The organism is Pseudobacillus sp. FSL P4-0506 (assembly GCF_038003025.1).
Taxonomy (GTDB): Bacteria; Bacillota; Bacilli; order Bacillales; family Domibacillaceae; genus Pseudobacillus.
The window spans coordinates 3,119,849-3,146,192 of sequence record NZ_JBBOOI010000001.1 but is presented as its reverse complement, the minus strand read 5'-3'; the positions used below and the strand labels follow the sequence as shown (position 1 = coordinate 3,146,192).

Here is a 26,344-nt window from a genome sequence, read left to right as displayed (position 1 = left end):
AAACCCTCCAATTATATAGTATTCAGTAAATTATGCGGATAAATCCATTTCTGGCGGCCTCTTTTTGAATCCCTTTGTTAGATAAGTTAAATAAATAACACCAGCCAGAGCCCATATACTCCCTAAAACTTTGGAGTAAGTATCTAGGTTTAGTAACAGCCATATATCTAAAACAGCCCCTATTAATGGCACAATAAGATAGAGGACTGTCCCTTTTATGGTTCTCTGTTGTTTTCGGATAAAGTAGTGACCGATAACCGAAAGATTAACAAATGTAAAGGCAAGAAAGGCTCCAAAGTTAATGAATGAAGCGACAATTGTCAAACTCAGCACCAAGGCTAATAAGGAAATCAAGCTAATGACAAGAATGTTGTTAACCGGGGTGTTTAACTTAGGATGCAGGCTTCCAAAAAACTTTTTCGGCAATTGACCATCTCTGCCCATAGCATATAGAACACGAGCCCCACTCGCTTGGGATACCATAGCTGACCCAAAAATACCAACTGCAGTAAGTGCAAGAAAGAGCGCGTCTACAAAATTCCCGCTAATTAACAGAATGATTTCATGTGAGGCGGCATCGGCATTTTTAAAAGACATATAATTTGGCCAAACATTATGTGCAATATAAGAAACGGTTGTAAAAATTAAGCCGCCAACTATCGTAATGATGAACACAGCCCGTGGAATATTCTTTTCAGGTTGAATGGTTTCCTCAGCAAAAGTCGTAACCGAATCAAAGCCAAGAAAGGAAAAGCAAAGCAAAGCAGCTCCAGCAATAATGAAAGAGAATGATTCTTTTGGGTTGTAAAAAGGAAGGCTTGTAAACAGTTCTCCTGTTCCTTCCCCTTGTAAAATCGACCGAATGGCCAAAACACAGAAAAGGATAATGAACCCTACACCAAAGATAGTGATCAATATGTTTGCGCCAGTTGCTAATTTAATCCCTCTGATATTGACGATGGTTACTAACGTTAACATCAATAAAATCCATATGTAACTAGGAATGGACGGAAAGGCCGCCTGATAAAATATACCGAATAGTAAATAGTTCACCATAGGAATAAGCAGATAATCCATTAAGAGCGACCATCCTACCAAAAAACCGACATGGGGATTAATCGACTTTTGGGTATAGGTATAGGCGGATCCTGCCACTGGAAAGGCTTTAGCCATTTGCCCATAACTATAGGCTGTAAATAGCATAACAATCGTGGCTAGAATATAAGCACCCGCCACCATTCCATGTGAAATCTGCGCTGCCACTCCATATGTGCTAAAAACCGTCCCAAATGCCATAAAGGAAAATCCAAAAAGGACAACAGGCAACAGAGTCAATGTCCTCTTCATCTCTTTAGTTTCTGACATCTAACAACCTCCTTTTCAACTAATATTAAGAATATTGCAAATTTTATACCAATTAGCGCAAGCGATGATTTTATCCTTTAGAAACCGAAAAAACCATTCCGAAACTATTCCAAAACGCATATTTTATGCTATTATTCATAATTTAAACCTCGTGTGGATGTTAATTAAGAAAAACTTGCAGGCGTTGTCACTTGTCCCTTTTTCACACAGAAGATAAACGGCCGCTTTATAGTCCTTCTAAGTCGGGATAGGAGCAGGAAAAAGTACGTTTGGAAAATTAAAAAATAATAGATTTAATAGAGTAGTTTATAGATAGAGCTTTAACCGATTTAGAAACAGATGGAGATACAGGAGAAAAAGCGTTTATTGCTAAAAATTAATAAAGTTTTTAAATCAGGTGGCTATGACAAAACAAATGAAAAGTGACAGGGATTTAATTATCAATTTGCCTTCTCTCAAAAACATGATTTTTGGGGGGGAATGTGTATGTGGATTTAGATAGCGGTTCTGCTGCTGTTTACAGCGATGCTAGCGATATGGTTACAACTAAAGAATAACGAATGCATAGCAGAGATGTAGAAAGGGCTTATCATAAAACTTCATTGTACACGAGCAACTTATCATGATTTCAAATTCGTTCCATTCTCTCTAATTGCAGTTTCATTACTCATTTAAAATCCTAAAGAATCATTTCTTTAAACCATGATAGGAAATAGATAGAATGTTTAAGATTATAGTGATTAAGATAAGGAGTTTAATGGAATAAAGGTTATCATTGTAGAAAAGCCATCTGTAGCTAAAAGCATTGCTGATGCTTTAAAAATAAGAACAAAAAAAGAAGGGAGCTTGTTTTTAAACAAACTCCCATTTATATAGAATGATATATTCTTCAAGACTGTATTAGTTTTGTTGCAGGAAATCCTCGGTTGAAATTACATTGGCATACATACTTTTAAGTGCGCTGACAAACGCATAGTGAACCTGTTCTGCTGGAACGACCTTATCTTGATAAGATAAGTCCCTTGTCGCACAGGCATCTTCAATCAGTGTAGCTTCAAAGCCTAGATCCACTGCAGCTCTAACTGTGGCATCAATACACATATGCGTCATCATACCTACAATTACTAGCTTGGTTACTCCTTTTTCTTTTAATTTGCTTTCTAATTCAGTTTTTAAAAAGCTGTTAGCGAAATGTTTTATAATAATGCTTTCGTGTTCTAACGGTAGAACAGCTTCATTTATTTCCACTCCCTCCGTATTTGGAAGAAAGAAGCCTAACTCTGGACTACTTGCGACATGCTGGACATGAAAAATATTATCTTTGTTATTTTGTCTAAACCAATTAAGAATTTTAGCCGCATTAGCGGCTGCTTTTTCAGGATTGCTTAATTCCATCCTTCCATTCGGAAAATAGTCATTTTGAATATCGACAATGATTAAAGCTGAGCTCATTTTTTTCACCTCATTTAAAATTTTAATTACAATATAATGATAAATAACATCTTAATTTTTATCGATACTTTGGCGAAACACTTTTAGATCAAAACATTTCATGGTGAAAGGAATTTATTATGGAACTTGATAACATTGATTTTAAGATCCTTCGGTTACTATCTGAAAATTCACGTATTCAATGGAAAGACTTAGGTAATCAAATTCATATGACGGGACAAGCAGTAGGGAATCGTATAAAAAAACTTGAGGAAAGTGGTGTGATTAAAGCTTACTCTCTACTAGTCGATGAAATGAAATTAGGACTTACTTATACAGCGTTTGTCATTATTTATATGAAAACAGCAGATCATGATTCGTTTATACGTTTTATCTATGGTCGAAATGAGGTAATTGAAGCTCATCGAGTATCGGGAGAAGGATGTTACCATTTAAAAATAAAAGTTACATCCCAAGACCAATTAAATCTTTTTCTTAATGAACTATTGGAATATGGGAATTACAGTATCCATTTATCCATCCAAGAGATTAAACAACAGAACCCGTTGACTGCCACATGATAACAAGTGGTTATTATTTTTCTATAAGATCAAAAACAACAAAAAAGGTATAATACCTCAATATTCGAGGTATTATACCTTTTTAAGTACATGACTTTAAAACCTTATTTATCAAAATAAGTAACCAAGTTTTATTCCTCGCTATTTAACATTTACTTTAGAAGTTCAGTTTAAAACTTTTGCGGGTTCTTCTTCTACTAAAGGAACAGTGCAGTTAAGGTTTTAATCCCGCTATAACAAAGGGTAAATAGAAGGAAATTAGTCTTCTTCCTACCATCAAAAATAGCCCTTTAAGATATATAGTCTTTGATATAAGTTTTGAAATAAAAAATTCTCAAATTCTAAGGGCTTTCCACCATAATTTTGCCTCTCCTAGAACCACAGTTTTCGTCAGTAAGGCTTTTTCCTTTGTAGGAGTGGATTGTAATTCTATGATGTGAGAAATAGTTACTATAAAAGATAATGAACAGTAGACAAGAGGAAAAGATTTATCATGAAAAGTTATTGTGCATGAACAACTCTCAATGACTTTTAAACTCGTTTCGTTCTCTCTAACCGTAGTTTTATTACTCATTCGAAATTCTAAAGAACCATTCCTTTAAACTACAAAGAGAAAGAGATATAATATTTTACATTACACTGATTAGGGAGTTTAACAGAATGAAGGTTATCATTGCAGAAAAGCCATCCGTAGCTAAAAATATTGCTGATGCTTTAAAAATAAGAACGAAAAAAGAAGGTTATTTTGAAGGCAATGGCTATATCATCACCTGGGCTTTTGGGCATTTATTACAGCTGTACGATGCGAAAGATTATGATGAGAAATTGAAAAAGTGGAGTATGGAAAACTTTCCATTTATCCCGTCGCATTTCCGGTACAAGGTAAAAAGCGATCCGCGCAACAGGGAGAAAGAAGACCTTGGAGCAAAGAAACAGCTAAAGATTATCTATTCTTTGATTAAACGAAATGACGTGGAGACTATAGTGTCTGCTTGTGACTATGACCGGGAGGGCCAAATTATTGGTGATACCATTATCTATAATCTCAAGTCCCAGAAAAAAGTATACAGATTGTTATTGAACGAGTGGACCCCTGAGGAAGTGTTAAAGGGTCTCCAAAATATTAAGCCAAATATTGAAATGAAGCCCCTTCAAGATGCTGGCTTAAGCCGCCAGTGGGCAGACTGGCTGATTGGCATCAATTTAACGTCAGTTGCTACATTAAAGTACCAAAAGGGAAGAGGACAGGCGTTAAATATCGGAAGGGTCTTGCTGCCAACCTTAAAAATTATTTACGACCGCGATAAGGAAATCGAGAATTTTGTACCGGAAGATTATTATAAATTAACGGCTACTTTTCAAACGAAAGACGGCGAAGAGTATGAGGGGACTTATTTCGAAGAGGGGCAGGAAAAGTTCAAAAGTAAAGAACCTCTCGAATTAATCGAGCAGATCCTAGCCAATCAAAGCGGCACAGTGATTGATAAAAAGGTCGAACGGAAAAAGGAGTTTCCGCCTTATTTATTTAATCTCTCAAATTTACAAGGGTACATTACAAGTAAATATAAAGGCTGGACGTCCGACAAAGTATTGAAAATAGCCCAGTCCCTTTACGAGAAAAAATTGATCACGTACCCTCGAACAGCGAGTGTGGCTTTAGAAGAAAGCCTTGTAGGCAAGGCAGCTAAAGTGCTGGATGTTTTAAAAAGGGGGCTGCCTTTTGAAGAGGAAATTAAATTTCAAAAAACGAAACGGATATTTAATAACGCAAAGGTGGAGAGTCATAGCGCGATTATTCCCACTTATTTGGTTCCTAAGTCGTTAACGAAAGACGAAGAGATGGTTTATACGGCCATTAAAAATCGCTTTATTGTTCAGTTTATGACGATAGCGGAATACGAAGAAACGAAAATCACAACTAAAGCAAATGTTAACGAAATAAAAGGTGTGTTTATTTCTAAAGGAAAAGTCCAGACAGTCGTTGGGTGGAAAAAACTCGAAAAAATTGAATCAAAGGATACGCTGTTACCGGCTGTTACAATCAATGAGCATGTGGATATAACAAAGCAAGATGTATCGTCCCATGTGACAAAGCCTCCGAAGCCTCATATCGAAAAAACATTGCTTCGGGTCATGGAAACCTGCGGAAAAGGCAGCAAGGGCGGAGAGAGTGAAGAGGGAGAGGAAATGCTTGCTTCCATTCTAAGCGGCTATAGCATTGGCACTCCAGCAACAAGAGCAGAAACGATCAAGAAACTAAAAGATATTGGTTACATTACGGCAGAAAACAAAAACCTGGTATGTACTGAACTTGGCAGAAAGCTGGTAGAAACGTTCCCGGTGAAGGAATTATTTGATTTGGAATTTACCGGACGGCTAGAAAAAACATTATCAGATATTGAAAAACAAAAATTCACCAAAGAATCTTTCCTGCATGTAATTTCTGAATTCACTTCGAAAGCCGTTGAAAAAATAAAAAGTGATCAGGAAGTCGTCATCAATGAGGTATCTAAAGAGAAAAAACAAGCTGAAGTGCTTGGAAAGTGTCCGCTATGTGGGCACGCGATCATTGAAGGACAGAAGGGCTTTGGCTGCAGCAATTGGAAAAGCGGCTGTAAATTTGTTATTTGGAAAAACGATAAGTTTTTAGCTTCCATGAAGAAGAAGCCGACTAAAACGATGGTAAAAACACTTTTGAAAAACGGAGTGGTGACAGTAAAAGGATTAACAAGCAAAAAAGGCAACAAATTTGATGCAAATTTGCGTTACGAAAAAAATCAAGACAATGAATACTTTAGTTGGAAAATGGAGTTCAATAAATAACACCCAATTTTCCTTAACGTTTAGAACAGCTCAATTCACTTCATTGGGCTGTTTTTTATTGAATAAGTGAGAAAGGACAACTCAATGTTTTGGTGCTTATTGTATCTATGGCTAGAAAAGGGAGAACATCTTAATCGTTATATTCCCAGTTCCTTAGCCAGCTCACAATGGTTAAATTCATGGAAGAAAGAGGATAAAATGGCCGTGTTAATCGTATGTGCCTGGTGTATAAAAATGTAGTTTTTAATATCCGCATTCAAAGATGAATTCAAGCAAAGCGTATTCATTATGGGTGAACAGTCTGGTTTCCACTTGTTTATCAAAGTGCACATGTAGTGTTCAGAAGAATGGTTCATTCAGGCCGTCTTTGATGGCATTAAGGTGTATTTTACTGCAGTCTATGTTATTAAATATATAATATGATCCAGACACTGGATAGAAACAATAAAGAGCGGTTCCTCCAATTCCATCAGTGTTTATTTAGAAAAAAATCAGTTGTTTTTGAGAAGGCTTTCCTCTATTATCTTTTATAAAAAGGTACGATAAATACCAGAGAAGAACAGCTACTTATTGTCTGTTTTACGGATTAGACCTATCCAGTTTTTGAAGAGTGCAAAAGCACTCTTTTTCATTAGAAAGAAACGTTGGAAATGATGAATACTATATTCCGCCTGGGATGCCAAATATCTTATTTATACATTTATATGTTCTTTCTAGCAATCATTATATTTAGTAGTATATGGGTTGTACAAATCGGGCCAAAAAGAGAGGAAGAAAAATGCTCAAAAATGAGTTCACATACGAGCTAGTAAACCACTTTGATTTATTTATTCATATTTTTAATAGCATGTCAGATTTAGTGTTTTTAGTTCAAGTTAATCAAGGTAAGGATTTTCGATACTTATTTGCAAATGCTGCAGCGAACCGGTTAATTGGTATAGATGAGACAGCTTACGGACACGCATTAGATGAATTTTTGCCGCCCGAGACCTTGGCATTAGTTACTGAGAAGTATAAGGAAGCTATTAAGAAAAAAGTTCCAATTACTTATGAAGAAGAGCTTAATTGGCCTTTTAACAATAATCGGAAAAGTCAATCAATTAACAAAGATAGAAAAGGATATTTTGAATCAACGGTTACCCCTCTATTTGATGATCAGGGAAAGTGTACACATCTATTGGCGATTGTTCGCGATATAACAGAGCAAAAAGAGAAAGAACAAGAATTAAAGCGTGTAAGTGAACACATGGAATTGATTTGGAATCATACGGCTGATGTTATTTATACATTTAATGCATCTACGAGCTTTGTTAGTGTAAATCCGGCATTTGAGCATTTATTTGGCTGGAAGAGTGAGGAACTATTGAATGACCCAACAATCAGCATTGTTCCGAAGCATGATAGAGTGGAATTAGAGCAGATCATTGAAGCATTAAAGAATGGACAAATTGTCCTCTCCCATGAAGTGCGGCGTATAGCAAAGAATGGGCAGATCATTCATGTGTTAGCTTCCTATTCACCTATTTATGATCATGATGGAAATTGGGATGGAGGAGTGGCTGTTTATAAGGATGTTACGGAACAGATGAAGATATTCAAAAAATTAGAAGACAGCAAAGAGAGATATCGTATCATTACAGAATATTCATCTGATTTAGTTAAAGTCACTGATGCGAAAGGAACAGTAATTTACACCTCGCCTTCTCATTTAACCATTCTTGGGATAGAGCCAGTTGATACTTTAAACAAATCTATTTTAGAGCTTATGTATCCAGAAGACACCCAACTATTTGATCATACTATAAGAAAAATTGTTTGCAGTCAGGAACCTCAATCAATAGAGTTTAGAAGAATGAATGCAAAAGGTGATCTTATTTGGCTTCATACAATCGGTACACCGATTATCAACGATAAAAAAGAAGTCGAACACATTATATTTGTAGCCAGAGAAATCACGGAGAGAAAGAAGTATGAGGAAAAACTAAAACAGCTGGCCCTATATGACTTTTTGACAGGAAAGCCAAATCGAGCACAATTCTATAATAGATTAAAAAAAGAAGTAAAACGGGCGAAAGAGACACAGTCTATGTTTTCTGTCATGATGCTTGATTTGGATCACTTTAAACTGATCAATGATACAATGGGACACGACATTGGAGATCGGCTGCTCAAAGGGTTTGCTGAACGTGTGGAAAATTGCTTGGATGGGAAGGATATGCTTGCTAGGCTCGGGGGCGATGAATTTATTGTTCTATCGCCAGATTTATGGGGAAAAGAAGAAACGATTGACAAGGCTGAGCGGATTATAGAGTCTCTACAAAAGGACTGGGAATTCGATGAATATCTTTTTAAGACCACATCGAGTATAGGAATCGCTTTTTTTCCTCCATATAGATTAACTTATGAAATGCTACTTAAGCAGGCTGATTTAGCGCTATATCAGGCAAAAGCAAAGGGAAGAAATAAATTTCAAATCTTTCAAGAACATATGATAGATCATTGATTATAAAAAGAGAGGGACAAAGCCCTCTCTTTTTATAATCTATCTAATGGGCTCTTTTATGATGTTTAAACAATTTGGAAAATATATAGAATATATAGATAATTAAAAGTCTTATTTTGCAATTAACTGTCTTTTTTTGTTAAAATTATAAAATAGAAACTAAGTATGAACAGGAGATTTTAGTGAAATTTTTTCTATAGATTTTAATTTTTGAAGAAGTAGTTTTGGATTTTGCCTTTTATCACTCTGCTATTTGTAATTTTTGTTTTCATTCATCCTCATACGGTCTTCCTATCAAGGAGGCTGCCCCTAGATGCATCGAGGAAGCGACATCAGCTGTCGAAGATGATCAATTATTTAAACAAGAAGCTCCGTTTAATCAGTTGATTCAGCAATCTAAACCATCTCTAAATAATGGCAATAAAGACTACAGGAAGGGGCGATATAATTGAAAATGAAGAAATGGCTGTCGAAATTAACTACCACTGGCCATCCAAGGCTTTCATTAGAGGAGACGTCTTCTGAGTCACTGGCATCTATGGAGAGTAACATTTATCAAATGTTATTTAACCAGCATCCGGACGGTATTGTGTTGCTTGACAGTGACGGCAGAGTAGTTGACTGCAATGAAAAAACTGCCGAGCTTTTAAATTATAACCTTGCAGATTTACGGGATGATTTTTTTCGGTATGTTGACGAACAACATTCAAAAAGAGTCCTTCGAAGCTTTAAAAAGGCATTAAAAGGTGAAACCACTCAATATACGGCTATAAGAATGACAAAAAATAATACGCCTTTTCATATTCAGGTCATGTTTACTCCATTTATCGTCGAAAATACAATGCAGGGAGTAGTTGGTTTCTTTCGTGATAACAATGAAGCAGCCAACCTTAAAGATCATCTGACTAGAGCACAGAAAATCGCGGCGGTTGGAAGTTGGGACTATAACCCTCAGGAGGATAAATTATTTTGGAGTGATCAAGTATACACAATTTTAGGAGTGGAAGATCGACCGTCTTTTATTCCAACAGTTAGTAAATTTTGTAAGGCTATTCATATAGATGATCAGGATAAGTTTGATGAGTTACTTAGTGGAGCTTTGCAAGACGGCATCGGCTATGAAGTGGAAGTGCGGATAATCAAAATGGGAGGGGAGGTTCGCACTTGTTTTGTAAAAGCAGATGTATTTGTTGATGATAAAGGAAAAGTAAACTACTTGACGGGTGTAATTTGGGATGTGACAGAAAAGAAGAAAAAGGAACAGACGATCTGGGAGCAACAAATGCAGACGAAGAATATATTGCAAGCGATCGATGCGGCTGTTTGGTCAGAGGATGTTACACATAACAAACTGCTTTTTTGTTCAAATGCTGTGCAGAATATTTATGGTGTGTCTCCAGAACAATTTTCAGAATATATAGACTATTGGAAAAAGGCGATTCACCCTGAAGACAGAAAAATGGTCGAAGAAGCTCAAGTCAAACTCGCGGCTGGTCAAAAATCAAATCTTGAATACCGAATTATTCATTCATCTGGCGAAATAAAGTGGATTGAGGATCGTTCTATTCCAACGATTGATGAAAAAGGCCAGCTTATCCGCCTTGAGGGAATTATTTCAGAGATTAGCCAGCGAAAAGAGTACGAAGAAAATTTAAAAAACATAGCTAACCAAGACTTTTTAACGGATTTGCCGAACAGAAGAAAATTTGAAAATGAGCTATCGGCAGCACTAGAGCGGGCGACAAAGAACAAACAAATGCTTTCTCTTTTCTTCCTTGACCTGGACCGGTTTAAAAACATTAACGATGCGCTTGGGCATGCGATTGGAGACAGGCTGCTCATCGAAGTATCTCAGCGTCTGTCAGCCATCTGCGAAAAGCAGGGCTATCTTGCAAGACTAGGCGGAGATGAATTTGGAATTTTTATCGAAAATATTACTGGAGTGGACGCTAGCCTTGCGTTGGCTCATAAAATCTTAGACATATTCGACGAGCCATTTTTGATCGATGACTATGAATTGTATGTAACAACAAGCATTGGTATTACTTATGCCCCATTCGATGGAGAAAATATATTAACATTGCTAAAAAATGCAGATGTGGCCATGTATCGGGCAAAGGAAGCCGGAAGAAATGATTATTACGTATACACACCTACTATGAATATTGAAACATTTAAGCAATATTCACTTGAAAAAGGATTGCGCAACGCCTTAAAAAACAATGAATTTTATTTGGAATATCAGCCTAAAGTTGATTCTCAAACAGGCAGGTTGTCGGGGGCCGAAGCATTAATTCGCTGGAAGCACCCTGAATGGGGAATTGTCTCTCCTGGAGAGTTTATCCCTTTGGCAGAAGAAAGTGGCTATATATTGACAATTGGCGATTGGGTGATCAAACAAGTTTGTTCTCAAATAAAAGAATGGGAGAAAAAAGGGTTAAAGATAGTCCCTATATCAGTAAATGTTTCTTACAAACGGCTGATGAAAGTGGATTTTGTTGATAGTGCCATCAAGGCTGTAAAAGACGCAGGTATCCACCCGAGCTATATTGAGTTTGAAATTACTGAGCGAACAATGATTCAGCATGAAGAAGTAGTTAAGGCGGCCATAGCCAATCTTCAAGCATATGGGTTTACTTTCTCGTTAGATGACTTTGGTACATGTCAATCGTCTCTTTCTTATTTATCTACTTTTGAAATTGATGTGCTGAAGATGGACCGTTCATTTGTTAAAGAGATCGGAAAAAACAGACGGATTGAAAGTATTGTTTCCAGTGTAGTAGCACTTTCGGACGAGCTGGGGATAAAAGTAGTCGCTGAAGGGGTAGAAACAGAATGGCAGTTTGACTTTCTTCGTAAGCGAAACTGCCACTTTATTCAGGGGTTCTTATTCAGCCCACCGGTCAAGAACGAAGTGTTCGAACAGATGCTGGCTGATCCTTACATTGGCATGAACAAACAGGCTAAAGCAGAAAATCGTCTAGCAAGTCATAGAAAGCGTGTGAATTTTTCTAATCCAATGATTGCAGCCATGTCTATTACAAAAATTAGAGACAGGGAAGTGAAAATGGGTTATTCAGGGATTCTTATTACTAATATTGGAGGAGACGGGCTTTCGTTTTTATCACAGATTAATTTGCCTGAGCGCCAGGACATTATTTTGAAAATTACATTTGCACTTGGAGCCACCACATTTGAATTGTTCGGAATCATTGCACAAAAGCAAGAAGAGACAGAGGTCTACCGATATGAAATGAAGTTTCAAATGCAAGGAGAGGAGCAGGAAAGGCTAAGAAGTCTGATTATGTGCATTAACGAGGAAATGAAGAATGATAAGACATTTACTGGCATAAGGACATTTTCCGGTTCGGTGCAAGAATTTTTTGAAGGAGATAAAGTGTCATAGCGGGAGGAGAACCCCCGTTGTTTACTGATTTAAGCACTGCTCCTATTTCCCGGGATATAGTTCATTTAACGCAATGGACTTCAAGCTTAACTGCCTTAAAAAGGTGCCTAGTTTAATGTGGATAATTTATAGTAGAAAAAGTGATTGGTTCAATGATAACAAGGTGGTTGAATTCTAAACTCTCTGTAACCCCGTTCTGATTTTGGAACGGGGTTACAGAGAGTGGTTGAATGATAAGTGCAAATCTTCTAATTGAAAATCTGGTTTTTTAAATGGTGTTCCATATGTTCAAGATAGTCTTGAATGAGCCATTCAAGGGTCTTAAGTTCGTTATTGCCTATGTCGCATTGGTACGCTAATTTTTCGTCAGGTATCCGATCGATCACTTTTATTATTTTTTTATTTAAGCTGCACCATAGGTGTACGATCTCTTCACTTGTTATATGTTGATAGTCCTGAAGCTCCACCCATTGATTCTGGTTATAGGGCGTAAGGCGAAAGGGCTGCTTTTCATATTGAATGCTGATAAATTTTCCAAGATTATTAATGGCTGAATCGCATAAATGGCCTAGTATCTCTTTTTTTGACCATTTGTTAGGCATAGGTCGTCGCGCCGCTTCTGCTTCTGAAAAATGACTGAACACTTCTGGAACCTTGATTAACCAGTGATTTATACTTTCAATGACCTGTTGCATATCCTTCTCCTCCAATACTATTATTTAAGTTTCCCCTTTGTTTCTTATTATTTCCTTATGACATAACTCCTTAGATATTTACCGCATCTTTACTTTGAAAGAAATGATTTCTACTTACTTTCTCACAAATCCTTCTTCTCTTTCACAATTTGGTGGGCTTTTCAGAAAGTATTTTTATTTCATGCGCTGTATCGCTTTTCTTGCGAGAGATCTATCAGTGAGGGTAATTAAGTCATTTCTTACCCGCAATTCTATGCTTGAAGCCGATCTGTGCGCATCGCTTTGCCTCAATGAAAATAGCCTATCAACCGCATTTTTATAATCACCGGAGGAAGAACAAAAGGGGACGAGAGCAGTTAAGGAAGTAGTTAAGAATAGCCGCCAGGAAAGTAAAGTGAATATAATAAATAATAAAAGACGGCGCAGCAAGCACCGTCTTTTCCAAATTTATTGTTGTTCTTTCTCGTTGTAATATTTCACTCCGAATTGCGATCCTTCAGATACCATTTTGTTGTCAGCAATATCGTCAGGATGAGGATGTCCGGCTTTTAAAACAGGGAATTCTTCGGTAGAAGGCTGGACGTCCATATTCATCTTTTCTTTCGCGGTATTGACCAGGCTGTCGAATTTGTTGCGATTTTCCTCTTTGGAAAGCCACCAGGCTGCAGCTCCTGCTCCAAGAAGCATATAACCTAAACCTGCCCCGACGCCGCCTTGACTTTTTTCTGTATTTCTTCCAAACATAACAGAATTCCTCCTTACAACTTGAGCCTTTTAAGCTTTTCTTATATTTTTAAAAGCTAGTATTGCTTCTTGCATTATAATTACCCAAACTTGGGCAAATTAAAACCCACAGGTTATTTACACGTGGCCTTCAAAAAAGCAGATTTTTTTACTTATACGCCGTTTTCTTTTCTTATAGGCAGGGTATTAAAAAATGCAGGCATCAGTTATAGGAGGAGTGAAGATGGAGCATACCTTTAATAATGGACAATGGTCCTGGTATGAGCTCATGCAGTCCCAAATGGATGAGGCGGCTAAATACGCTGAACAATATCATTCATATAAAAGATGGGCAGAAGAAACAAAAAGAAATGTATCTAGTATCTTGAGAGTAGACACAAGTGAAAGAGGAAAGGAAGCCCTATGGGGTTCGCTTGTCTATTTTCAAGATGTTGAAGAAAAGGAAGGCAAACGAATTTTTCACTTCTATTTAACAAAAAAACATTTATTTACGGATGATTTAGATTTGTCTATTCTTGAAAATGTAGATGAGGATGTAATGAGAAAAAAGATGGATGAGGCCGAATGTCCGGTAGAAGGATTTATGATTATGATGGGGGAGCTCATTAATCATTTCCTTGAAAAAATTGACGTGTTTGAAATTCGTTTGAGAGATTTGCTTTGGAAAATTAGGGAAAAGAATAATATAGAAATCCTCGATCAAACAGCCAAAAGCCGTCACGAACTTCTCGTATGGCAAAATTTGATTATTCCTATAATGGAAATAAAATACGGAATTGAAGAAACTTTTGGCGACGATGTGTCCAAAGGGTTTCATTTTAAGAGAGCATCAAAGCGGATAGAACGCGCTTATATGTTAATTAATGAATATGATAAAGAATTGAAAGCCATGGTAGAGTTAGAGAACACAGTTTCTACCCACCGGGGAAATGAAATTATGAAAACCCTGACTGTGCTGACAACGCTTTTTACACCTGTAGCTGCATGGGGGGCTATTTGGGGAATGAACTTTAAAAATATGCCCGAGCTTGATTGGAAGCTTGGTTATATTTTTTCCTGGGCGGTGATTGCTCTTACCACGCTAGCTTTGTATGTATACTTATTGAAGAAAGGCTGGATGGGAGATATTTTACGCGGGAAAAAGAAAAATTCATTTTTTAAATAACCGCCTTTATTATAAGAAATACTTATTGAACTCAATTCGATTATCGTTATTTACTTATGTTAGTGATTGTATTATGATGAAATAGTATGAAAAGCAGAGAGTCATCTTTATTACACTTTCAGCTATGCTTACATATTTATGAAAAGAGGGGGAATCGGGATGGCAAACAATGATGTATTCAATGCCCGTTCAAATTTTGAGCTCGATGGTAAGCGTTATAATTATTACCGTTTAGCTGCTCTAGAGGAAGCGGGTGTGGCGAAAGTATCCCGCCTGCCATATTCGATCAAAGTATTATTAGAATCTGTACTGCGCCAGCATGATGGCTATGTTATTAAAAAAGACCACGTTGAAAACCTGGCTAAATGGGGAGCGGCAGACTTAAAAGATGCTGAAGTTCCATTTAAGCCTTCACGTGTTATCTTACAAGACTTTACTGGTGTTCCAGTTGTAGTTGACCTTGCTTCATTGCGCAAAGCAATGGCAGATATGGGAGGCAATCCGGATGTGATTAATCCAGAAATTCCGGTTGACCTTGTTATTGACCACTCTGTACAGGTAGACACATACGGTACACCTGAAGCACTGGAAAGAAATATGGAGCTTGAGTTTGAACGTAATGCCGAACGTTATGAATTCTTAAGCTGGGCACAAAAAGCATTCGATAACTATCGTGCTGTTCCACCAGCTACTGGTATCGTTCACCAAGTAAACCTTGAATATTTAGCGAGTGTTGTCCATGCGGTAGAAACTCCAAATGGCGAATTTGAAGCTTATCCAGATACGCTTGTTGGAACAGACTCCCATACAACAATGATCAATGGTATCGGTGTTCTCGGTTGGGGTGTCGGCGGTATTGAAGCAGAAGCAGGTATGCTTGGACAGCCGTCTTATTTCCCTGTGCCTGAAGTTATCGGGGTTAAATTAATCGGTGAGCTTCCAAATGGAGCAACTGCAACTGACTTAGCGCTTAAAGTAACACAAGTGTTGCGTACAAAGGGCGTAGTTGGCAAATTTGTTGAATTTTTCGGTCCTGGTGTATCTCAACTTCCGCTTGCAGACCGTGCAACGATTGCCAATATGGCACCTGAATACGGAGCAACTTGTGGTTTCTTCCCAGTGGATGCAGAGTCCCTTGACTATATGCGTCTAACAGGCCGCGAAGAAAGCCATATCAGAGTAGTAGAGCAATATTTAAAAGAAAATGATATGTTCTTCACTCCTGACAGAGAAGATCCTGTCTACACAGATGTAGTGGAATTAGACCTTGCTGAAATCGAACCAAACTTGTCTGGTCCAAAACGTCCACAAGATTTGATTCCGCTTTCCAGCATGCAAAAATCTTTCCAAGGAGCAATCAGTGCGCCAGAAGGCAACCAAGGCTTTGGTTTGACTCCTGAAGAGTTAGATAAGACAGCGACAGTTAAATTCGCTGACGGCGAAACAGCTGAAATGAAAACAGGCGCTGTGGCAATCGCTGCGATCACATCTTGTACGAACACATCTAACCCATACGTACTGCTTGCTGCAGGCTTAGTGGCGAAAAAAGCGGTCGAACTCGGTCTAGAAGTGCCGAAGTATGTGAAAACATCATTAGCTCCAGGATCAAAAGTTGTTACTGGTTACTTACAAGATGCTGGCTTGATGGGCTACATGGAGAAACTCGGCTTTAACCTTGTAGGCTACGGCTGTACAACTTGTATCGGTAACTCCGGTCCATTAAAAGAAGAAATTGAAAAAGCAATCATCGATTCAGATCTTTTAGTCACATCTGTGCTTTCCGGTAACCGGAACTTTGAAGGCCGTATCCATCCGCTTGTAAAAGCAAACTATCTGGCTTCACCACCATTGGTTGTAGCTTATGCGCTTGCTGGAACGGTTAACATTGACTTTGCTAAAGATCCAATCGGTAAAGATAAAGATGGCAAAGATGTCTTCTTCAAAGACATTTGGCCAGAGACAGAAGAAGTAAAAGAAGTCGTACAGCGTGCGGTAACACCAGAGTTGTTCCGTAAAGAATACGAGCGTGTATTTGACAGCAACTCACGCTGGAATCAAATTCAAACAAGCAACGAGGCTCTTTACAGCTGGAATAACGATTCCACTTACATTCAAAACCCGCCATTCTTTGAAGGATTGTCTGCAGTTCCTGAGAAGATTGAAGCACTTAAGGGCTTGCGTGTAATGGGTAAATTCGGTGACTCAGTGACAACTGACCACATTTCACCTGCTGGCGCAATCGGCAAAGATACACCTGCTGGTAAATACTTGCGTTCAAAAGGGGTAGAGCCACGTGACTTTAACTCTTATGGTTCACGCCGTGGTAACCACGAAGTGATGATGCGCGGAACATTCGCTAACATCCGTATTCGTAACCAAGTGGCTCCTGGAACAGAGGGCGGCTTTACAACTTACTGGCCAACAGGCGAAATTATGCCAATTTATGATGCTTGCATGAAATATCAAGAAGATGGCACAGGCCTTGTTGTTCTTGCTGGTAAAGATTATGGTATGGGTTCATCCCGTGACTGGGCAGCGAAAGGTACAAACCTTCTTGGCGTGAAAACAGTTATCGCGGAAAGCTATGAGCGTATTCACCGTTCAAACCTTGTCATGATGGGCGTGCTTCCACTTCAATTCAAACTTGGAGAAAACGCTACGACTTTAGGTTTGACTGGTAAAGAAGTCTTTGAAGTAGATTTAAACGACGATGTGAAGCCACGTGACGTTGTGACAGTGACAGCTATTGATGAAGATGGCAGCAAGAAGCAATTCCAAGCTCTTGTTCGCTTTGATTCTGATGTAGAAGTGGATTACTATCGCAACGGAGGCATCCTGCAAATGGTGCTTCGCGGCAAGCTACAAGACATTAAAGCATAATAAGAAGCTTTTTGATAGGGACCGGCAAATCTGCCGGTCCTTTTTGATTTATTATGTATATATTATTCTTAACCTCGCTCGTCCTATTTGCGTCATGAGAAAATAAGTTGTTTAAAACGGCGGCTGACCATGCTATTCAATCATTAGGCATGTAAGAGGAATGGTGAAATTGTAACGGCACAGGTTAATAAAAACTGGATGAGGGACGTACACAAGACATTGTTTATTCACTGACTGATAAGTTTACTTATTTGATGCATGCAGCTACTTTGCCCATAGATTATCTTCTGTTGTTCCTACTATCATTTTGCTTCGCAACAAATCATCACGATTAAAAGATTCATGGCCTTATTTATTTATCTTTTTAACGTCAGAAACTGCATTCACAACGTTAAAATAGTCATTCTTTGCCCTTCCTGAGAACGATAACACCCTATCGGTTTTTTTAAAAGTAGGCAGTGTAGATGAAAAGAAAGCTACATTTAAAGGAAATTAATTGCCCACCCTTCTAGAGCGATAGCATTTAATGTCTGTCACTCTGTTGTAAAAGATAAGAGTGAAATGGTGTTAAATGTATAAAAGTTTGTTTGGCAGTCCATTAGTACACAGGCCCTCCTAATGGGGTTGATTCAGCAGTTGATAAAATGTCTCATACTTTATCAGCCAGTGAAATTATCATTGAGACAAGAAATTCTCATTGTAAGGAGTCAGTCTGCCATTGGCATCCATCAAAGAAATTGGATATCTAACGTTTGGATCAGAATTTATAGAGGCAGGGGGAGAAGCGGTTGTACGATGCGGAAGGTGAAGCTTGTCTTCTTCTATGATGTATCTATAAAGAAAAGGACTATAGGCAGAAAAGTCTTTATTCCAGTCATAGCAACGTTCTTATTGTGCGCTTATCGCTTCCTTGAAAAGGGGACTTCACAAACAAAGCAGGAACAGCTCTGTACAATAAATAGGGAAAGAGGGAAGAGAGGCTCGCAGTTAAAAGGTTTTACATAGGAAATGGCTTTGGCTGAAGAAAATTAGATAAAAAATAACTATTAAATTAAAATTAATATAAAAACATATTGAATATCATTTTACATTTGTGATAATATGAAACGCGAGATCAAGTAACATAACAAAGAAAAGGGGAGCAAAATAGCAAAAATTAAACTAGAAAAGCAAGTCCAGAATATAAAAAGCAGCAAGAGAGACTACAGGAGGAGCGAAGGGTGCCGACCTGTTTACCTTACGCTCTGTGGCTTGTTCATTATTAATCCAGAGAAAACTCTGTACATAACAACAGCAACTGTGATGTCAATGAAACATTGCATGTTCTGTAGTATTACAAGCAGACAGTTTGTGGTCAGCAAACTCGTAGTCTGATAAGAAAATGAATGGTCTGCACGAATAAAAGCTGTCCGTACTATTTATATCCGGCAGCTTCCCTATGAAAATAGTAATCAAGGAGGAAAATTTATGTCTAAGGTAATGGTTGTTAACGAATCTAATTTTGATGAGGTTGTTTCTTCTAATGAAGTAGCTGTTATTAAGTTCGGTGCTCCGTGGTGCGGGCCTTGCAAAATGATTGCACCAGTTTTAGATAATCTTTCCACTAGCATGGAAAATGTCTCATTTGGAGATGTGAATATTGACGAAAGTGGCATGCTTGCCGAGAAGTTTAACATTATGAGCGTTCCAACCATTTTAATTTTTAAAAACGGTTCAGTAGCTAAGCAAAGTTTAGGTTTTTCTCCAGAAGATAAGTTGAAAGACCTAATCTCTAAATATCTATAACGGGCATCAAAACGATTTATTTTCCGAGGAAAGAGGGGTATGAAAGATGAGTGAGAAAATTTATGACGTAATCATTATTGGAGCAGGTCCAGGCGGCATGACCGCGGCTGTATATACATCAAGAGCCAATTTGAAAACGCTGCTGATTGAGCGTGGAGTACCTGGCGGCCAGCTCCAAAATACAGAGGAGATTGAGAATTTCCCTAGTTATTCTCATATAGCTGGACCGGATTTAGCACAGAACATGTTTGAACATGCTTTGAAGTTTGGAGCAGAATACGAACAGGCTAATGTGAAGGACATTGTAGATGAAGGGGATGTAAAAGTCGTTCATAGTGATAATCAAACATATAAAGCACGGGCAGTCATTATCGCTACAGGCACTAAATATAAAAAATTGGGCATCCCTGGTGAAGAGGAATTTTCGGGTCGCGGTGTCTCATGGTGTGCAGTCTGTGATGGGGCATTTTTTAGAAACAAAGAGCTTGTCGTTGTAGGCGGGGGAGATTCAGCAGTAGAAGAGTCCGTCTTCTTAACGAAATTCGCTAAAAAAGTGACTGTCCTGCATCGCCGGGACCGCTTTAGAGCCCAGCCGATTTTAGTCGACCGCATGCTTAAAAATGACAAGATTGACGTTGTTTATAACACGGTAGTAAATGAAATTGTTGGAGAAAACAAAGTAAACGCTGTTCTTCTGGAAAATACTGAAACGGGTGAAGTAACTACATTCCCGGCAGATGGAGTATTTGAATATATCGGCATGAATCCTGTATCTGAATTTGTGAGAGATTTAAAAATCACGGATGAAGAAGGGTGGATTATTACTGATGACCGAATGAAAACAGCTATTCCGGGCATTTATGCAATTGGTGATATCCGCAAAGATGCCGTTCGCCAGGTCGTCACAGCTACTGGTGACGGGTGTGTGGCAGCCATTGAAGCTCAGCACTTTGTAGAGAATTTAAAAGAACAATTAGCTACATCTCTTTCATAATTTTATTATAGCTGGACGTGGAGAAATCTGCGTCCAGCTTATTTTTTATATGCCTAATGACAAAATTATGCACATTTTTCACTTTAGAGCCATGTTTTATCTTGTGCCTCATAATTGCTTTTTCCTAAAAAATTTGCAGCTGCCGCATTTAATTATCATAGTTATTTGAAAATTTAGTATAGGAATGTTTGTTTATGGGTAACATAGTCATAATGACGATTGAAAAGAAGGGAAGACATACACTATGAGAAAAAGACAAAGAAAATCATTTGCTGAGCTTGTAAAAGAAAATAAAAGTGAGTTGTTAAGAAATCCGACAGCAATGAAAGAAATAGAGGAAAGATTGGAAGAGCGGTTAGAAATAAGGAGATCTGTGAAATAGGGATCTCAAGGCTTACGCGGAGATTGACTATACATAAAAAGCGGCCTAACGTTTAATAGTAACGTTGGACCGCTTTTTTGATTTAATGAGCTTCGGATTGATTGACGCCTACAGGGATGCCGGGCCTTGAAGAATCGCTCGCTCCGTACAATTGACTAGACTGATGGTCAAACAGTACAGCCTGAACGTTGCCCATTGGCAGAGCAATCTGATCAAATTGATAATTCATCTTTTCTAACACTTGTTTAGCTTCTTCAGGAATGCCTTCTTCCCACCAGATTAAGGGGCCGGTGCCATTGAAAATCCGTGGTTCTTCGATGGCGTCTTTCAGGTCCATTTCATAATTAATAACATGGATGAGCGTTTGCAGAACGGAAGCGACAATCGTCGGACCGCCGGGTGAACCAAGCGTTAAGAAAGGCTTCCCATCTTTAAAAATCATCGTCGGGGTTTTCATGCTGACCGGATATTTATTCGGCTCTACACTATTTACTCCTCCAAGTGAGGGATCGAAATCTGTCATATCATTATTTAATAAGAATCCATAGCCGGGCACCATGATTCCCGAGCCAAAATTATGTTCAAGGGAAGAGGTGCAGGTAGCAATATTTCCATCTTTGTCCACAGCTACAAAGTGGGTAGTTTCTGAGCCGATCTCAAAAGCCTGCGCCATCAGGCCGCTCGGTTGTTTATTTTGATCAAATTTCCATGGGTTTCCTGCCGCAACTTTATCATTGCGGAATTTAAAATTATATAACTGAAGGCGCTCATCCAGATAGTCGGGGTGAAGCAATCCTTCAAGTGGGATATCGTACAGATCAGGATCAGTCATAAAGGCTAGTTTGTCAGCAGTCATCACTCGCAGCGTCTCAGCGATTAAATAATACTTCTCCCATGAACGGACGCTGTATTGACCAATATTTAGTTTTTCTAATAGTTTAAGCATATAGAGAAGGGCAAAACCACCTCCATTTGGAGGGCTCGGCACCACGATATCAAATCCTTTATAAGCAGCCTGCAGCGGCTTAGCTATTTTTGCTTCATAATTAATCAGATCCTCTAATACTAAGCACCCGTCAAGCTTCTGAACTTCCTCAGCGATGGCTTTTGCAATTGCTCCTTTATAAAAAGAATCCACACCCTCTTTTTGAAGCTCTTTAAGTGCCCGGGTTAAATCTTTGTTTATAGCTACTTCTCCTTTAGTTAAAGGAACATCGTCTGGAAAAAAGAAAGCTTTGGCTTCTTTTCCGAGGCGGTTTCCGAACCTTTCAATGGCCGTTACCCATAAGTCATTCACTTCTATACCTTTTTCAGATAAATGGATAGCAGGTTCGATCACTTCTTCCCAAGTTTTGCGTCCGTAAAGGGCCAGCGCTTTATCGAATGCTTTTAAAATACCCGGAATCGCTACGGCTGTTCCGGGAGTAGATCGCTCCAGAAAGGGAATGACATCCTGATCTTCATTCACAAACACATTTGTTCGGGCATTCTTAGGTGCTTTCGAATGACCGTGGATAACCTTTGTTTCATGTTTTTTGGCATCATAATAGACGATAAAGCCGCTGGCGCCAAGCCCAGTATTAAAAGGTTCCGACACAGCCAGCGCAAATTGCATGGCGGCCAGCGCATCCATTGCATTACCGCCGGATTTTAGCACATCAGCACCAATTGTAGATGCTTCCACTGTCGCACTTGCAGTCATTCCACCATCTGCCCATGCGCGCTGACCGCCGTTTTCTCGTTTTTGGTTTTTTATAATATTTTTTATATCCATTATTTACACCTCAAATTTTTTAGTTACTTAGTTACTTGGATAACCGCTCAATCGTTTTTGCGAGCAAGATTGTGCGGTCTACCAGTGAATGCAAATCTGTATATTCTTCTGTTTCGCTATGTGAAAATTCACCGATAGGACCCATACCATCGATGGTCGGAATGCCTTTTGCTGCTGTAAAGGATGCATCGGATCCGCCACCAGTGCTGACTTCGTGAATAGCAAAGCCCAGCTCTTTGCCCGTTTCTCGTATCCTATTAAAAAGCTTTTCAGATTCTTCTGTTCGCTCCATTGGAGGGCGGTCAATACCGCCGCTTAGTTCGGTACGTGTTCCATGAACGACTTCTTCACCGGCGATTTTATGAATCGATTTAGTGATGTTCATTGCCTGATCGTTATTTTTTACACGGACATCAATCTCTGCTTCCGCATATGGCGGCACCGTGTTAACGGAAGTGCCTCCTTTAATTAGGCCAACATTTACCGTCAGTCCCTGGTCATAATCATTTAACTCTTGGAGGCGGATGACCTTATAGGCAAGCTCTTCGATTGCACTAACGCCGATTTCTGGTTCTACACCCGCATGAGCACTTTTTCCTTGCACCTTCATGACGAAGTGGCCGACTCCTTTTCTTTCGGTGACTACCCCGTCATTCGGCCGCCCGCATTCAACGATGAGACTGTAATCTTTTTCTGCTGCTGCTTCTTCAATTAATGCCTTAGAGGAAATCGAGCCAATTTCTTCGTCACTGTTAAAGATGATATGAACGTTATTCACAGCAGCTGATCCGCTTTCTTTTAATGCTTTCATCGCATAGAGAAGCTGAACGTGACTTGCTTTCTCGTCATTTACACCTGGTCCGTAGGCTTTATCTCCAATAATTGAAAAAGGCCGCTTCTTCGCTTCACCTTTAGGGAATACGGTGTCCATGTGGGAGACGATCAAAATTTTTGGTTGACTTTCCCGCTCTGCTTTAATTTCCAGGTGATTCCCTTGTTTAGTTTGTCGATGTACCTTAACATACATGCCAATCTCTTCGAATTTATTTTTTAGCAAAGCGCCTACCTGATCCACGCCTTCTTTGTCGTAAGAATTGCTGTCTGTATTGACGATGGTCTCTAACAGATCAATCATTTCCTGTTTTTTACTGTGAAGATAATCAATCAAAAGAAACCCTCCTTGTTCTTAATGTCTGTCCTTAAGTGATTCCCTGTTTTTCTGAAAGTGTAAACATGCTTTATTTTACCAACAGGCTGAGATATACTGAGTAAATTAGAAGATAAACTGCAAAAGGGAGACTCGATAGATGTTCATTTCAGAGAAAGAAGTACAAGTAAGATATGCAGAGACAGATGCCATGCAAGTTGTGTACCATGGCCAGTATGTGGTATGGCTTGAGCTTGGCCGTACTCAATTAATTGAGGATTTAGGCTTTAACTATGCTGAAATGGAGAAAGAAGGGTATGTAGCTCCGGTGCTTGATATACAGCTTTCTTACAAAAAGCCGTTTCGTTATGGGGATACAGCCTGGGTTTACTCTTGGATTGAAGAATATACGGGTGTCCGTACTGTGTATGGTTATGAAATTAAAAATAAAGAAGGAGAAGTATGTTTGACGGGGACAACTTCTCATGCGGTCGTAAAAAAAGATACATTCCGTCCGGTGTCACTGAAGCGGGTGTTTCCAGACTGGCATAAAGTATACGAAGAAAATAAGAAGCAGGCATAGAAAGATAGGAGAAGGAAATGGCATTCGGCATACATAAACAGGAGCTGGCAGAGTGGAAGCGGCAAATCGACAATGGAAATATTGCTTTTTTAACCCATTATTGGCTGGATGAAAGATTTCCCCATTGTCGTACCGTCACAAAAGTAGGGTGCAAGGATTTAGAAACGCTCGCCCGCTGGGGAAGAAAGTACGGCTTAAAAAAAGAGTGGATTGACAAAAGAAAAGACGGCTATTCACACTTTGATCTGCTTGGAGACCGGCAAAAAGAGATCTTAGAAAGAGAAGGGCTGCAAAGCCATATTGAAAAGTTTCAATTATAAAAAGCGAAAAGGCGCAGCATGCGGCCTTTTCGCTTTTTAAGAGGGCTTTACATAGTCGTATTTTGGCTCGTCCAGTTTTTCATTATAGTTCACCTGCAGGTCGTGACCATCAAAAAACCATAAATCCTTTTGTTCTATAAAATAAATGACGCCATCTATTTCGGTTTTTGCTCCGATTTCCACAGGCTCATCTTTGGTGACACCGAGTGAAAAACCTTGATGAAGGGGGCTGGAGCCTCCATAACGGACGAAAAAACGGACATAGTCACCTTGACTTACTTCCATTTCGTTTTCAAACCATGAGCGTGCCTTTGCCTCTACTTGAATATGCATATGTTATTCACCTCTACTTTTTCTAAGTGTATCACGGATGCAGAAAATAATGAAAACAGATGCCTGCCTATTTTAAAAGAAAGGCAAATCCACTTAATGACAAGAGGTGAGAAAATGATTTTGGTAAGTTCTTGCTTAGCGGGCTTTGAAGTAAGATATAACGGTTCACACAGTTTATACAGCAAGATAAGAGAGTTGGTGGAAAGCCAGAAAGCGATCGCTGTATGTCCAGAGTTGCTTGGCGGTTTCTCCACGCCGAGAGAACCAGCAGAAATCGTAGGCGGCGATGGGGAAGCAGTCCTTGATGGCCAGGCGAAAGTAGTGGAAAAGTCCGGAAGGGACGTCACAGCGCTTTATATAAAAGGTGCTTATGACACCCTTAAAAAAGCTCAAGAAATAAAAGCAACGGCTGTTATTTTAAAAGAATACAGCCCTTCATGCGGAAGCGCGATGATTTATAACGGGGAATTTAGAAATAAAAAGATAGCTGGCAACGGCGTAACCGCAGCTTTGCTTCACAGGCATGGCTTTAAAGTGATCTCCGAGGAAAACCTGTCAAAACTTTTAGATGAAATAGAGGGGGATGCTTTCACGAGTATCGATTAAAATCATTCCTTCCATATAAATGGAGATTAGCAGGTTGTAGATGATGAATAATAAAAAAAGAAAAAGCAGCGCTCGTGCGGGCAACTGTTTATTGCCGCAACTTGCGCTGCTTTTGTCTGCATCCTACCCCTGACTGTAAAAGCAGAACGATTAAGAGAATGACAATGATTACAACCACTTAATTTTGGGCTCGGTCTTATTTTTAATCCGCGAGATGTTGGCGCGATGGCGATAAATAACAAAAAAGGCTAACATACCGACAACGATAATGAGCGGCGGATTTTGAAGAATAATCGCATAGGTTAAAGCAACGATAGCAACAATAATCGATGATAAGGATACATACTTCGTTAGATAGAGTGAAATAAAAAAGCTAAGCAGGATAACAAGAAACATGACCGGTTCGACGCCTAGCAGGACGCCGCCTGACGTTGCGACTGCTTTTCCCCCTCTAAAGTTAGCGAATACAGGGAACATGTGCCCGATTACTGCTATAACCCCGGGGATAAGCGGATTCAGGCCTGGATCAAGCCAGAGTGGAAGCATAGTCGCCGCTGTCCCTTTTAAAATATCAGCAAGCGTCACCACAATTCCCGCCTTTACACCCAGTGTACGAAACGAGTTGGTTGCACCGAGGTTGCCGCTTCCGTGTTCACGAATGTCAATGCCAAAAAAGCATTTGCCGATAATTAAGCCGGAAGGAATCGATCCAAGTAAATAAGCTAGTAAAATAATAAGTCCAGTAATCATAAACTTACTCCTTTAATCTTGTCCTTTACAATAGAATGTATGAAAGTTTTTACATGCTGATTCTTATTTTAACATGC

The 26,344-nt window shown here is 39.0% G+C and carries 20 protein-coding genes; 12 read left to right on the top strand and 8 right to left on the bottom strand.

Annotation, left to right across the window (positions count from 1 at the left end):
• Positions 1-30: 30 nt before the first annotated feature.
• Complete coding sequence (locus tag MKZ02_RS15715; RefSeq protein ID WP_340854403.1) at positions 31-1,365, bottom strand: APC family permease; 1,335 nt, start codon at positions 1,363-1,365, stop codon at positions 31-33.
• Positions 1,366-2,265: 900 nt separating this feature from the next.
• The gene (locus tag MKZ02_RS15710) at positions 2,266-2,817 is read right to left on the bottom strand and encodes a cysteine hydrolase family protein (RefSeq protein WP_340854401.1); all 552 of its coding nucleotides are present in this window, start codon (positions 2,815-2,817) and stop codon (positions 2,266-2,268) included.
• Positions 2,818-2,936: 119 nt separating this feature from the next.
• Here MKZ02_RS15710 and MKZ02_RS15705 point away from each other — a divergent pair, with 119 nt between their 5' ends.
• The 4 genes from MKZ02_RS15705 (at position 2,937) to MKZ02_RS15690 (ending at position 12,109) form a co-directional block, all read left to right on the top strand.
• Positions 2,937-3,377 (top strand): Lrp/AsnC family transcriptional regulator, encoded by a 441-nt coding sequence (locus MKZ02_RS15705; protein ID WP_340854399.1) that lies wholly within the window; start codon positions 2,937-2,939, stop codon positions 3,375-3,377.
• 660 nt (positions 3,378-4,037) lie between these two features.
• Complete coding sequence (locus MKZ02_RS15700) at positions 4,038-6,200, top strand: type IA DNA topoisomerase (RefSeq protein WP_340854397.1); 2,163 nt, start codon at positions 4,038-4,040, stop codon at positions 6,198-6,200.
• A 778-nt stretch (positions 6,201-6,978) separates the two neighbouring features.
• The gene (locus tag MKZ02_RS15695; RefSeq protein WP_340854395.1) at positions 6,979-8,703 is read left to right on the top strand and encodes a PAS domain S-box protein; all 1,725 of its coding nucleotides are present in this window, start codon (positions 6,979-6,981) and stop codon (positions 8,701-8,703) included.
• Positions 8,704-9,157: 454 nt separating this feature from the next.
• On the top strand, positions 9,158-12,109 hold the full coding sequence (locus MKZ02_RS15690; RefSeq protein ID WP_340856419.1) for a sensor domain-containing protein: 2,952 nt from the start codon (positions 9,158-9,160) through the stop codon (positions 12,107-12,109).
• 248 nt (positions 12,110-12,357) lie between these two features.
• Here MKZ02_RS15690 and MKZ02_RS15685 read toward each other — a convergent pair whose 3' ends face one another.
• Together MKZ02_RS15685 and MKZ02_RS15680 are read right to left on the bottom strand one after the other, a co-directional pair.
• The gene (locus MKZ02_RS15685) at positions 12,358-12,804 is read right to left on the bottom strand and encodes a DinB family protein (RefSeq protein WP_340854394.1); all 447 of its coding nucleotides are present in this window, start codon (positions 12,802-12,804) and stop codon (positions 12,358-12,360) included.
• A 447-nt stretch (positions 12,805-13,251) separates the two neighbouring features.
• Positions 13,252-13,548, bottom strand: a complete 297-nt coding sequence (locus MKZ02_RS15680; protein WP_340854392.1) for a hypothetical protein — start codon at positions 13,546-13,548, stop codon at positions 13,252-13,254.
• 223 nt (positions 13,549-13,771) lie between these two features.
• Here MKZ02_RS15680 and MKZ02_RS15675 point away from each other — a divergent pair, with 223 nt between their 5' ends.
• From MKZ02_RS15675 to MKZ02_RS15655, 5 genes are all read left to right on the top strand, one after another.
• Positions 13,772-14,713 carry a magnesium transporter CorA family protein gene (locus MKZ02_RS15675; RefSeq protein WP_340854390.1) on the top strand — a complete coding sequence of 314 codons (942 nt, stop codon included), beginning with the start codon at positions 13,772-13,774 and terminating at the stop codon, positions 14,711-14,713.
• 159 nt (positions 14,714-14,872) lie between these two features.
• A complete protein-coding gene (gene acnA, locus MKZ02_RS15670; RefSeq protein WP_120037699.1) occupies positions 14,873-17,593 on the top strand; it encodes an aconitate hydratase AcnA in 2,721 nt (906 codons plus the stop codon).
• Positions 17,594-19,060: 1,467 nt separating this feature from the next.
• Positions 19,061-19,378 carry a thioredoxin gene (trxA, locus tag MKZ02_RS15665; RefSeq protein WP_340854388.1) on the top strand — a complete coding sequence of 106 codons (318 nt, stop codon included), beginning with the start codon at positions 19,061-19,063 and terminating at the stop codon, positions 19,376-19,378.
• 46 nt (positions 19,379-19,424) lie between these two features.
• On the top strand, positions 19,425-20,372 hold the full coding sequence (trxB, locus tag MKZ02_RS15660) for a thioredoxin-disulfide reductase (protein WP_120037706.1): 948 nt from the start codon (positions 19,425-19,427) through the stop codon (positions 20,370-20,372).
• A 244-nt stretch (positions 20,373-20,616) separates the two neighbouring features.
• Complete coding sequence (locus MKZ02_RS15655) at positions 20,617-20,754, top strand: FbpB family small basic protein (protein ID WP_120037708.1); 138 nt, start codon at positions 20,617-20,619, stop codon at positions 20,752-20,754.
• 82 nt (positions 20,755-20,836) lie between these two features.
• Here the strand turns inward: MKZ02_RS15655 and ggt are convergent, their stop codons facing one another.
• Both ggt and MKZ02_RS15645 read right to left on the bottom strand, forming a co-directional pair.
• Positions 20,837-22,528, bottom strand: coding sequence for a gamma-glutamyltransferase (ggt, locus tag MKZ02_RS15650; protein ID WP_340854384.1), 1,692 nt, complete (start codon positions 22,526-22,528; stop codon positions 20,837-20,839).
• Between the two features lie 31 nt (positions 22,529-22,559).
• Entirely contained in the window at positions 22,560-23,696 is a 1,137-nt protein-coding gene (locus tag MKZ02_RS15645; RefSeq protein WP_340854383.1) for a M20 family metallopeptidase, read from the bottom strand.
• Positions 23,697-23,835: 139 nt separating this feature from the next.
• Between MKZ02_RS15645 and MKZ02_RS15640 the strand changes: the two genes are divergently transcribed.
• Positions 23,836-24,258, top strand: coding sequence for an acyl-CoA thioesterase (locus MKZ02_RS15640; RefSeq protein WP_120030773.1), 423 nt, complete (start codon positions 23,836-23,838; stop codon positions 24,256-24,258).
• Positions 24,259-24,275: 17 nt separating this feature from the next.
• Positions 24,276-24,578 (top strand): hypothetical protein, encoded by a 303-nt coding sequence (locus MKZ02_RS15635; RefSeq protein ID WP_120030775.1) that lies wholly within the window; start codon positions 24,276-24,278, stop codon positions 24,576-24,578.
• Positions 24,579-24,614: 36 nt separating this feature from the next.
• On the opposite strand, the gene MKZ02_RS15630 is transcribed toward MKZ02_RS15635, so the two are convergent.
• Positions 24,615-24,911: a HesB/YadR/YfhF family protein gene (locus MKZ02_RS15630; protein WP_120030777.1), complete on the bottom strand. Its 297-nt coding sequence runs from the start codon at positions 24,909-24,911 to the stop codon at positions 24,615-24,617.
• Between the two features lie 114 nt (positions 24,912-25,025).
• Between MKZ02_RS15630 and MKZ02_RS15625 the strand changes: the two genes are divergently transcribed.
• Positions 25,026-25,517: a DUF523 domain-containing protein gene (locus tag MKZ02_RS15625; RefSeq protein ID WP_340854381.1), complete on the top strand. Its 492-nt coding sequence runs from the start codon at positions 25,026-25,028 to the stop codon at positions 25,515-25,517.
• 168 nt (positions 25,518-25,685) lie between these two features.
• On the opposite strand, the gene plsY is transcribed toward MKZ02_RS15625, so the two are convergent.
• Complete coding sequence (gene plsY, locus MKZ02_RS15620) at positions 25,686-26,267, bottom strand: glycerol-3-phosphate 1-O-acyltransferase PlsY (protein WP_340854379.1); 582 nt, start codon at positions 26,265-26,267, stop codon at positions 25,686-25,688.
• Between the last annotated feature and the right edge of the window lie 77 nt (positions 26,268-26,344).

Coding starts and splice junctions, on each gene's coding strand:
- MKZ02_RS15705 (WP_340854399.1), top strand. CDS start 2,937: ATGGAACTTGATAACATTGATTTTAAGATCCTTCGGTTACTATCTGAA.
- MKZ02_RS15675 (WP_340854390.1), top strand. CDS start 13,772: ATGGAGCATACCTTTAATAATGGACAATGGTCCTGGTATGAGCTCATG.
- MKZ02_RS15635 (WP_120030775.1), top strand. CDS start 24,276: ATGGCATTCGGCATACATAAACAGGAGCTGGCAGAGTGGAAGCGGCAA.
- MKZ02_RS15715 (WP_340854403.1), bottom strand. CDS start 1,365: ATGTCAGAAACTAAAGAGATGAAGAGGACATTGACTCTGTTGCCTGTT.
- trxA (WP_340854388.1), top strand. CDS start 19,061: ATGTCTAAGGTAATGGTTGTTAACGAATCTAATTTTGATGAGGTTGTT.
- MKZ02_RS15710 (WP_340854401.1), bottom strand. CDS start 2,817: ATGAGCTCAGCTTTAATCATTGTCGATATTCAAAATGACTATTTTCCG.
- MKZ02_RS15655 (WP_120037708.1), top strand. CDS start 20,617: ATGAGAAAAAGACAAAGAAAATCATTTGCTGAGCTTGTAAAAGAAAAT.
- MKZ02_RS15625 (WP_340854381.1), top strand. CDS start 25,026: ATGATTTTGGTAAGTTCTTGCTTAGCGGGCTTTGAAGTAAGATATAAC.
- MKZ02_RS15680 (WP_340854392.1), bottom strand. CDS start 13,548: ATGTTTGGAAGAAATACAGAAAAAAGTCAAGGCGGCGTCGGGGCAGGT.
- MKZ02_RS15685 (WP_340854394.1), bottom strand. CDS start 12,804: ATGCAACAGGTCATTGAAAGTATAAATCACTGGTTAATCAAGGTTCCA.
- ggt (WP_340854384.1), bottom strand. CDS start 22,528: ATGGATATAAAAAATATTATAAAAAACCAAAAACGAGAAAACGGCGGT.
- MKZ02_RS15640 (WP_120030773.1), top strand. CDS start 23,836: ATGTTCATTTCAGAGAAAGAAGTACAAGTAAGATATGCAGAGACAGAT.
- MKZ02_RS15700 (WP_340854397.1), top strand. CDS start 4,038: ATGAAGGTTATCATTGCAGAAAAGCCATCCGTAGCTAAAAATATTGCT.
- MKZ02_RS15630 (WP_120030777.1), bottom strand. CDS start 24,911: ATGCATATTCAAGTAGAGGCAAAGGCACGCTCATGGTTTGAAAACGAA.
- trxB (WP_120037706.1), top strand. CDS start 19,425: ATGAGTGAGAAAATTTATGACGTAATCATTATTGGAGCAGGTCCAGGC.
- acnA (WP_120037699.1), top strand. CDS start 14,873: ATGGCAAACAATGATGTATTCAATGCCCGTTCAAATTTTGAGCTCGAT.
- MKZ02_RS15695 (WP_340854395.1), top strand. CDS start 6,979: ATGCTCAAAAATGAGTTCACATACGAGCTAGTAAACCACTTTGATTTA.
- plsY (WP_340854379.1), bottom strand. CDS start 26,267: ATGATTACTGGACTTATTATTTTACTAGCTTATTTACTTGGATCGATT.
- MKZ02_RS15690 (WP_340856419.1), top strand. CDS start 9,158: ATGAAGAAATGGCTGTCGAAATTAACTACCACTGGCCATCCAAGGCTT.